General features: G+C 66.9%; 8 protein-coding genes. 2 read left to right on the top strand and 6 right to left on the bottom strand.

Going from position 1 to position 9192, the window contains the following annotated elements:
• The first annotated feature begins 261 nt into the window (after window positions 1-261).
• Window positions 262-1086 (top strand): hypothetical protein, encoded by an 825-nt coding sequence (locus AC3AYF_RS00275; RefSeq protein ID WP_487779269.1) that lies wholly within the window; start codon window positions 262-264, stop codon window positions 1084-1086.
• A 59-nt stretch (window positions 1087-1145) separates the two neighbouring features.
• Here AC3AYF_RS00275 and AC3AYF_RS00270 read toward each other — a convergent pair whose 3' ends face one another.
• From AC3AYF_RS00270 to AC3AYF_RS00245, 6 genes are all read right to left on the bottom strand, one after another.
• On the bottom strand, window positions 1146-2708 hold the full coding sequence (locus AC3AYF_RS00270) for a sulfatase-like hydrolase/transferase (RefSeq protein ID WP_487779268.1): 1563 nt from the start codon (window positions 2706-2708) through the stop codon (window positions 1146-1148).
• 125 nt (window positions 2709-2833) lie between these two features.
• Window positions 2834-3931 (bottom strand): D-alanine--D-alanine ligase, encoded by a 1098-nt coding sequence (ddlA, locus tag AC3AYF_RS00265; RefSeq protein ID WP_487779267.1) that lies wholly within the window; start codon window positions 3929-3931, stop codon window positions 2834-2836.
• A 103-nt stretch (window positions 3932-4034) separates the two neighbouring features.
• Window positions 4035-5105 (bottom strand): glycosyltransferase, encoded by a 1071-nt coding sequence (locus AC3AYF_RS00260; protein WP_487779266.1) that lies wholly within the window; start codon window positions 5103-5105, stop codon window positions 4035-4037.
• Window positions 5106-5109: 4 nt separating this feature from the next.
• Entirely contained in the window at window positions 5110-5898 is a 789-nt protein-coding gene (locus tag AC3AYF_RS00255; RefSeq protein WP_295035483.1) for a glycosyltransferase family 2 protein, read from the bottom strand.
• 117 nt (window positions 5899-6015) lie between these two features.
• Window positions 6016-7857 carry a DUF3413 domain-containing protein gene (locus tag AC3AYF_RS00250; protein ID WP_295035482.1) on the bottom strand — a complete coding sequence of 614 codons (1842 nt, stop codon included), beginning with the start codon at window positions 7855-7857 and terminating at the stop codon, window positions 6016-6018.
• A gap of 6 nt (window positions 7858-7863) precedes the next feature.
• Window positions 7864-8601: a 3-deoxy-D-manno-octulosonic acid kinase gene (locus AC3AYF_RS00245; protein WP_295035480.1), complete on the bottom strand. Its 738-nt coding sequence runs from the start codon at window positions 8599-8601 to the stop codon at window positions 7864-7866.
• A 183-nt stretch (window positions 8602-8784) separates the two neighbouring features.
• Between AC3AYF_RS00245 and AC3AYF_RS00240 the strand changes: the two genes are divergently transcribed.
• Window positions 8785-9192: glycosyltransferase (locus AC3AYF_RS00240; RefSeq protein ID WP_487779265.1), on the top strand; the 408-nt coding region annotated here is incomplete at its 3' end.

Here is a 9192-nt window from a genome sequence, read left to right as displayed (position 1 = left end):
CGGGCGACGTGACGGGCGACGTGACGGGCGACGTGACGGGCGACGTGACGGGCGAGCGGAACGAATAAGCGAGAAATTTAGTAGCACGCTTATTAATATGCTATGCTAGGCTGAATCGATCGCGAACAGTGTTTGATAACACCGCTCTCTTCCCTTCGACCGTGTAGATTGCCCATGTCGTGCGCTTCCCGGCCCCCATCGTCAGCTGTTCCGCCTCTGCCCGCCGAGGGCGGCGCGTTCAGTGAACTGCTCGACCCCCGCATGAAGTGGGGCGTTCGTCGGGCACGCTGGCAGGCGGCGTTGCGCGACGGGTTTCAACGTGGCCTCGGTACGCCCCTGGAAGAAGCGCTCTACCGGCGCTGGGCCCAGGGTAGAGCGGGTGGCCGGTGGGTCGAGCGCCGCGGCCTGCCACGGCGCTCGATCGAGGCGAGGCTGGGAGAGGCGCTGGTGGTCCACGTCGATCCGCGCCAGTTGATCCGCGATCTCAACGCCAAGGGAATCGGGGGAAAACGCCCATCCTCCTCGGCCTTCCTCTGGGATGGCGACTGGGATTTGAGTCGTGGCGACCTGCGCCGGGGTTCGCGCTATCGCTTCGTCAGCGATATCGACGAGCACAGGGACGACCTGACCCAGACCGAACGCTTTCGCCAGTACCGTTCCCGGCTCGAGTCGGGGCACCCCTGGTCTTCCTACCAGCAGGGCATCCTGCTCGACACGGAAGAGAAGATACTCGCCTACCTGCGCACCTATCTCGGCTTCCTCGACGACATGGCGGCCCGGGGGTTCGACGTCGGGCTGGGAAAGGACGATCTGGGGGTCGCGGTCACCCGCGAGGGCCGGTTGCTCAAGGTCAACCGGGGCCTTCATCGGCTGGCGATGGCGCAGCGCCTGGGGCTGGCCTCGATACCCGTCGTCGTCCGCGCCGTACACCGGCAGTGGTGGCAGCGCGTGGTCGGCGACTGCCGCGGAGAGGAAGCCCTGACCCGCGTGGCCGAGGCGCTGGCCTCGTGCACGCCGGAAACCGAACCGGGGATGCTGGATCCCGGCGACGAGCTGGGGCCGATCGAGTGGCCCCAGCCACGTTAGTGTCGCCGGGGCCAGCCTACGCACGCGCCGTCGGTGGCGATCCGGACGTTGCCGGCGTCTCAGTTGACGCCGTTCCAGAGCCGCTCCTGCAGGCGGTTCTCGCTGCGCATGCGCTGGTTCATCTCTTCCAGCGAGTAGCGCTCGATCAGGGTGGGTGACGAGGAGAACAGCGAGACGCCCAGCCCGGCCCGATGGTCCGGAATGGTGTAGCCCATGGCCTCCAGCAGCGTCGGCAGGACGTCGACCATGCTCGCCGGGCGCTCGATGACGCGGGGACGCAGGCCGTTGCCCAGCATGATCAGGGTGTTCTCGCGTTCTTCCGCGATCAGGTCCTCCCACGCCGAGTTCTTCATCGAGAGGTGGTCGCTGGCGACCACGACCAGGGTGTTGTCCAGCAATCCCTCGGCTCGGAGCCTTTCGATGAAATTCCTGACCAGCCAGCCGGTGCATTTGACCGAGTAGAGGATATCGGTGCCGTCGAAGGTGCCCTGGTTGTCGATACAGGATTGCGACGGATGGCCGAACGGCGGGTGGCCCGCCAGGGTGAGTCCGAAGAAGGCGTAGGGCTTCTGGCTGTCGTGCAGCCGTCGGATACGCTTCTCCGCGAGGTCGAGCAGCGTATCGTCGTAGAGCCCCCAGTCGTTGAGATAACCGGACGGGGCCTTGTCTTCCAGCTCATCGCGGCCCAGGGCGGTATCGAAGCCGTGGCCGAGATAGAATTTCGCCTTGCCGGCGAACTTGGTGCTGGCACCGCCCATGTAGGTGAGATCGTAGCCCCGCGCGTGCAGCAGGTCGCCCAGGCAGTCGACCCCCGGCAGCACGTCCGACAGCGGCTCGAACTGGTTGTCGTGCATCAACCCGGCGGGCATCAACGGCACCCCGCACTGGCTGGCGACCATGCCGGCCATCGTCCAGCCCGTATTGTCGAGCTGCTTGACGCCATGGAATACCACGCCCTCCTGGCCCAGCCGATCCAAGTCCTCGTAGGCGTTGCCGAAGCGCTGGGTATCGCCGTAGGTGCGCTCGGTGCTCTCCATGTAGAGGTAGATCAGATTGGGTGGCTGGGGCGCTTCGGCGAGGATCTCCGGTGGCTGGTAGCGATCGTTGAGCCAGCTCTCGTCGTCGTCGATCACCGAGGCGCCGCGCAGCGACAACCCGAACAGCAGCGGGTTGAACGCCAGCAGGAACAGGCTCAACACCCGTTCCCACAGGCGCCAGCGATGATCGGCCCGTACCAGCCAGGTCACGGCGACCAGCATGGCGATGGCGGCCACGGTGTAGAGGACCCCGGCGATCTGGCGATCGGTGCTGCCGTTCTCCTCGATGCCGGCCTGGAGATGGAAGATCACGGCGCCCAGGTCGAGCTGGCCGAAACTGTCGTCGAGATAGATATAGACCCACCACAGGATCAGCGGCAGGGCCGACCATGGCCACGCCTTGCGCTGGGTGGCGCGCTGGGAGACGTGGCCCCAATGGAAGCGATGGCCGATGGCGAGCCAGGCGAGCGTGACGGCGACGGGGGTCCACCATGGCAGAACCCAGACCACCATGATGGCGTAACCGATACAGAGGCCGATGTAGGTGAGTGCACACCAACGTCGAGTGTCGCGAGAGATGGTCATGACGCGCTTCGATCCGTGAACGTCGTGTTCTATCGATGCCGATTCCGGGCACCGCATGGAGAGTCGTCATGACTCTATCATGACGAATCCGAGACAAGCAGGTTATCGACGAGTTCCCGCCGGTCTCAGCGGGCGTTCTTCAGCGCCATGTCGCCGGCGTGCCTCGCCATGGCCAGCTCGATCAGGCGCGTCACCAGGGCCGAGTAGTTCAGGCCGCTGGCCTGCCACAGCTTGGGGTACATGCTGATGCGAGTGAAACCCGGCAGCGTGTTGATTTCGTTGACGACGATGTTTCCCTCGGGCGTGAGGAAGACATCGACCCGCGCCAGACCGGCGCACTCCAGCACCTGGAAGGTGCGAACCGCGATGTCGCGAATCGCTTCACTCGCGCCGGCATCGATGTCGGCGGGCACGGCAACGGTGGCCGCGTCGTCGTCGATGTACTTGGTGTCGTAGGAGTAGAAGCCGTTCTCGACCACGATCTCGCCGCAGACGCTCGCCTCCGGATCGTCATTGCCCAGCACCGCGCACTCGATCTCGCGACCGGCCACGGCGGATTCGACCAGCACCTTGTGGTCGAAGGCCAGCGCCAGCGCCAACGCTTGCTGGAATTCGAGCGCGGTCTCGACCCGGCTGACGCCCACCGACGAGCCCTGGTTGGCGGGCTTGACGAACAGCGGAGAGCCAAGCGTCGCGCTGAGGGCGTCGAAATCGGCCTCGGCGGCGGTGCGGCGGTTCAAGGTGACGAAGGGCGCCACGGGGATGCCGGCATCGCGCAGCAGGCGCTTGGCGACGTCCTTGTCCATGCCGGCGGCCGAGCCGAGCACGCCGGAGCCGACGAAGGGGAGGTTGGCCATGCGCAGCAGGCCTTGCAGAGAGCCGTCTTCGCCGAGGGTGCCGTGGACGATGGGGAAAACCACGTCGAGTTGCCCCAAGGCGCCCTGGGACGACTCGGCGGCGATCAGCTGCTGGCGTTCGCGGCCTGGCACCAGCGCGATGTCGCCGGCGGAGGGGTTGAGGGCGATCCGCCGCGGATCGTCGGCGTTCAGCAGGAAGTCGGCGGCATCGTTGACATGCCACTGACCCTGCTTGTCGATCCCGATGACCGTGACCTCGAAACGCTCGCGATCCAGCGCGTCGACGATGTTCCTGGCCGACTGCAACGAGACCTCGTGCTCCGCCGATTTGCCGCCGCAGATGACGCCGACCCGAATTTTGCTCATGGTTATGCTCCGCTTCACTGACGATCTCGATGCCGCTCGGGTGCGGCCACTCGGGCGTCATGATGCCACGATCCCGCCGCGCAAGTATTGCGCCGTGGGCACGCTAGCGGCCGCTGATCCGGCGATAGAGCGTCAGGTAGGCCGCGGCCATGGCCGCGGGGGTGAAGGCGGCGAGCCGCTGGCTGGCGGCGGCTGCCAGTCGTTGCCGCCGGGCGGGATCTTCCAGCAGCGCGATCAGCGCCGCGGTCAGCGCATCGGCATCGCCGGCGGGCACCAGCAGGCCGCTGACGTCGTTCTCGATCAGATCGGGAATGCCGTCGACATCGCTGGCCACGATCGCCACGCCGTGATCCATGGCATCGAGCAGGGTGGAGCCCAGCCCCTCGTTGCGGGAGGGAAACGCGAACAGGGTCATGACCTCGAGATAGTCGCCGACATTGGGCTGGAAGCCCTCCCAGATGACGTTGTCCAGATCGGCGCTCTCGGCTTTCAGCGCCGCGCCGTCGTCGCCTTCGCCCAGCAGCAGGAAGCGAACGTCCGGATGCGTCTCGCGCAGCCGCCGCGCCGCCGCCAGCAGTACCCGTTGCCCCTTGTGGCGATCCACCAGCGCGCCGATATGGCCAATCACGCGCTGCCCGGCGAAGCGTTCGCGCAATGCCGCGACACGCTCGGGATCGCTCGGCTGGCCGGACAGCACGCTGGGAATGCGGGTGACCGGACACCAGTCGCGCTCGCGCAGGTGGCTCTCGATCACCGACGAGATCGCCACGGCGCTCGCCGCGGCGCGGTAGGTCCAGCGGTTGAAGCGCTTGTCCTTCACCGGCTGGGGGACTCGCCGCGTCAGGAGGTAGGGCGTACCGCGCAGGCGCCGTTCGACCCATGCCCAGTGCACCGCCTTGGCCTCGTGGGCATGGACCAGGGTTGGCCTCGGGTGTCGGCCATGCCCGGCGAGGGCATGATCGGCGTCGATCAGCTCGATATCGGTGCCGAGCGCCCGGTCGGCCAGCACCGCGCGCATCGGCGAGTCGCGGCGGCAGACGAGGCTCTGCGTTATCGCGATCCGCTCGTCATTGATGCAGGCCAGCGCTTCGATCAGCAGCAGCGTCTGGCGCTCGCCACCGCGAAAGCCGCGGGCCAGGTTGACGTGACGGATGAGCAGCGGGTGACGTTCCATCGATTCACCAGATCCGGTCGAAGTCTTCGGCGTCGCGCACCTTGGCATCGCGCTGCAGTTCGAGCAGCTTGGCGTATTTCAGGTAGGCGTTGACCGCCGCCGAAAGCGCCACCGAGACGCCGTCGAGGCCGCCGGCGAATCCACGCTGGAACAGGTACTTGCGCACGAAGGCATTGGCGCCGTGCAGCGCTGGCGACCAGCCGTTGGCTCGCTTGCCCTTGAGGTACATGATCTTGGCCGCGCGATTGGAGAAGCGGCCGCTGGCCTTGCCGAACAGTTCTGCCAGGTTGGCGAACGAATAGTGTTCCAGGTCGGCGTCCAGGCGCTGCGGATTCGTCGCCGGCACCGAAGCGTGCTGGCGGCTGTCGGAGAAGCCGGTGCGGTCGCGATCGAAAAGCCGGATGCAGTAGTCCGGATACCAGCCACAGTGGCGGATCCAGCGACTGCCGATGAAGTTGCGTCGGCGCAGGGCGTAGGCGTCGTGGCCGGCGTCGTCCAGATCGAGGGCCAGAATCGCCGCCACCGCCTCGTCGGTGAGCCGCTCGTCCGCGTCCAGCGACAGCACCCAGCGATAACCGGCGGCCTGCGGTCCGACCCGCTTCTGGGGGCCATCGCCCAGGTAAGGCTGATGGATCACGCGGGCGCCGAATGCCTCGGCCCGGACGACGGTGTCGTCGCGGGAGCCGGAGTCGACCACGATCAGCTCGTCGCAGACGCGCGCGAGCGAGGCCAGGCAGGCTTCGATGTTGTCGGCTTCGTCGAGCGTGATCACCACGCCGGTAATGGCGGCCATGGGCAGTCCTGGGTCGTCGGGGAGTGGAGCGTCATTCGGCGGCCGGTGGCGGGGCATCGCGAGCGGTGCGACGCGCCGCTACCGGTCGGCGCCTGAGGCATTGTAGCGCGGGGTTCGTCAGCGGTAGAACTGACGGAACCACTGCATGGCTTCGAACACCGCCGGCGAGAACTCGGCGTCGTCGATGGGATCGAGCTGCCGGTCGACGATGTTCCACTGGCCGGTGCCGTCGACCACGGTGATGCGGTCCGGCTCGATGATGCCGTAATCGATGTAGCTGCTGGCCTGGACCCAGGGGTGGTCGATGTCCGGCGCCAGCAGATCCTGGCCCTGCGCGTAATCGGTGAGCGGGTTGGTGCAGCCCAGGGCGTGGCGCATCAGCATCGGTGCGACATCGAGATGGCTGGTCATGCCCTCGACGCGTCCGGGTTCGACCCCCGGGCCGTTGACGATCATCGGCACGTGGGTCTGCGGCGAGGCGAAATTGCTGTTGTGGCCCCAGTAGTTCTTGCCGAAATCGTTGAGCGACTGGCCGTGATCGGCGGTGACCACCAGCATGGTGTCTTCCCACTCGCCCTTGGCCTTGAGATCGTCGATCACCCGGCCCAGCAGCTCGTCGTCGTAGTGCACGGCATTGCGGTGGCGGTTGGCGTAGGGCACCGGATCGGTGTCCGGGCCCAGATCCAGATAATCCATGCCCTGCACCGAAGGCTGGTAGGGCTGGGCGGCGCCTTGCGGGACGTCATAGCCGTGGGGGGCATCGTAGAACAGCATGCCGAACCAGGGGGTGTCGTCCTGCTGCTCCTGCCGGTCGAGCCAGGCCAGCCAGTCCTCGGTCATGCGCAGGTCGCGACCGGAGGGAGAGTCCCCAGGCGTGCTCAGCCGCAGCGGGTCGACCGAGCTGAAGATCGTGCGGTCGAAGCCGACGCCGTCGAGGCTGGCCGAGGAGAAGATGCCCAGCGCGTAGCCCTGCTTCTGCAACTGCGTGATCAGAAGCGGCGGCGTCTGGGTGTCGTCCAGATAGGCGTAATAGTTGCCGCTGAGGCCGTAGAACAGGCTCATGGCGCCGTTGCGGGTGGCGTTGCCGCCGCTGTAGTGATCGAGATAGCGGCGGCCGCTGTCGTTCAGCGCCGCATAGAGGTTGGGCGTGTTCCGCGGGCCATACTCGTCGGCGCGCCAGGAGTCGATCATGACGACCATGACGTTGGGCTTGTCGCTGGGCTGGCAGCTCAGCGGATTCTTGGGCCAGTCGAGATTCTGTGCCTGCTTGGCATCGATATCGGCCCGCTCGGCGCGGGCGGCTCGGGGATCGAGCCAGCCGTGCTGCTCCATGAAATCCTTGGCGGTGGCCGGGAACAGCAGCGGATAGATGCCGACCTGCTGGGTCACGCTGCGATGGTAGCGGGCATCGGCGACGACATGCAGGGCGTGGCTGCCGAGCAGCGTCACCAGTATCACGCCGCAGCAGAGTCCCACCGGCACGCGGCGGCCACGGTTGCCCACGATCAGGCGACGGGCGAGCCAGCCTTCGAGTGCCAGCGCCGCGACGACGCAGCCGACGACCACCAGCCAGGTGGTGGCGGTGAAGCTGAAGATCTCGCCGTTCTTGTCGTTGAGGAACAGCGACACCATGAAGGCGTTCACGTGGAAGCGATACTGGGCATAGACGACCGTGTCCAGCAGCAGCGCGCTGAGCCCCAGAGCACCGAGCAGGGTCGCCGGCAGCCACAGCCAGCGTGCCTTGAGCACCAGCGCCAGCGCGGCCAGCGGGAGCCAGCCGAGCAGGACCAGCATGCCGAAGTGGCCGATCCAGGTCAGGATCAGATAGGCGACCCCCATGGGGTCGTGCGGCATGGCGAGGTAGGGCGAGTAACGCAGTGCGATCAGCCACACCAGCGGCAGTTGCGCCAGGGCGAAAAGGAGGGTGCCGCGCCAACGGCGTCTCAGCGTATCTTGCATGGAGGGTCAGGCCTTGTCGTGATCCGCCGGAGCGTTTCGATAACCCTCGGCGATGGCGGTGAAGAGTGATTCCGCGCTGGCGGGCGAGAAACGCACGAGGGAGCGCTCGAGTCGTGACAGATTGCGCTGACGCCAGGCGCCTTGCGGGCGTAGCCGGCAGCGGTCGAAATCTATCAGCCAAACCTTATCGTCGTCTGAAACCAGCAGGTTGCGCGCGTTGAGGTCGACATGGTCGAGCCCGGCGTCGTGAAACCGGCGAATGGTGGCGCCGACGTCGGCGAGCAGTGCCGGCGAGGCATCTTGCAGGCGCTCCGCCAGTGCCCGGCTACCGGGCAGGCGCTCTGTGATCAGCGCCGCGCGGTAGCGCAGGGCGTGTCTCACCACGATGGTCGCCACCGGCGCCGGTACCGGCAGCCCCTGTTCGAACAGGGCGCGTGTCAGGCGCATTTCACGGAAGCCGCGGGTACGCTCGAGGCCCGTCCAGAGATAGTCGGCTTGGCTGACCTTGGCCGCCATGCCGCCCCGGCGATAGGGCCGCAGCACCCAGTCGGCCCCATCGACGGCCAGGAACTGGCTGGCGCCGCGTCCCGGCGCCGAGCCGACCACCAGGCCGCGTTCGGCCCAGGCATCCGGGTCGAGCCAGGCTTCACCGAATGGGGGCAGAATCGGCAGGTCGGGCTGAGCGAGGCGCGTCGGATCGTATAAGATATGCGCGTCCCGATGATGGTAGGTCGATAGCGACATGGCCGATCCTTGACGTAGGGCCGAAGCGGGATTGACGCGCCGCCGAAAACGCGGCGATATGCCGGACGGCGACGAGCCGCGGGACGCATTGTAACCGGGCAGACCTGCTGTCGCATGTCGGCGTCTCGTGCCGCCGAGGATTCGTCGACCCGTCGGGCGTCCATTGAACTCGAGGAAGCTGCCGTGACCGAAGATCCGCAAGCGCCGCTGGCCGCGATCGCCATTCGCCAGGTGGAGAAGAGCACCGGCGCCAGCCGCAACGCCTTCGAACAGGCCGCGGCGCTGAAAACCCTGGGCTCCCGGGTGACGATCCTGGCCGAGCGTGGCCGGCGCGAGCTGGCGGAAGCCGCCGGTGCCGAGCTGGTCCGGCTCAAGCGCTGGCCATTCAAGGGGCCGTTCCGGCGATTCTGGTTCAACCGCCGCGTGCAGGCCTGGTGCCGGCGACATCGGCCGGCGATGCTGGTCAGCCACGGCGATGTCGAGACGCCCGATGTCGTCTACATGCACAACTGCGTACACCTCGCCAGCCAGCGCATCCATGGCCGCGATCTGCCCGCAGGCCACGAAGTGGCCGCCATTCACGATCACGTG

The sequence above is a fragment of the Salinicola sp. genome (assembly GCF_982684285.1).
The sequence above is the reverse complement of the archived record's forward strand: the minus strand, read 5'-3'. Positions and strand labels throughout refer to the sequence as shown.

Coding starts and splice junctions, on each gene's coding strand:
- AC3AYF_RS00275 (WP_487779269.1), top strand. CDS start 262: ATGAAGTGGGGCGTTCGTCGGGCACGCTGGCAGGCGGCGTTGCGCGAC.
- AC3AYF_RS00270 (WP_487779268.1), bottom strand. CDS start 2,708: ATGACCATCTCTCGCGACACTCGACGTTGGTGTGCACTCACCTACATC.
- ddlA (WP_487779267.1), bottom strand. CDS start 3,931: ATGAGCAAAATTCGGGTCGGCGTCATCTGCGGCGGCAAATCGGCGGAG.
- AC3AYF_RS00260 (WP_487779266.1), bottom strand. CDS start 5,105: ATGGAACGTCACCCGCTGCTCATCCGTCACGTCAACCTGGCCCGCGGC.
- AC3AYF_RS00255 (WP_295035483.1), bottom strand. CDS start 5,898: ATGGCCGCCATTACCGGCGTGGTGATCACGCTCGACGAAGCCGACAAC.
- AC3AYF_RS00250 (WP_295035482.1), bottom strand. CDS start 7,857: ATGCAAGATACGCTGAGACGCCGTTGGCGCGGCACCCTCCTTTTCGCC.
- AC3AYF_RS00245 (WP_295035480.1), bottom strand. CDS start 8,601: ATGTCGCTATCGACCTACCATCATCGGGACGCGCATATCTTATACGAT.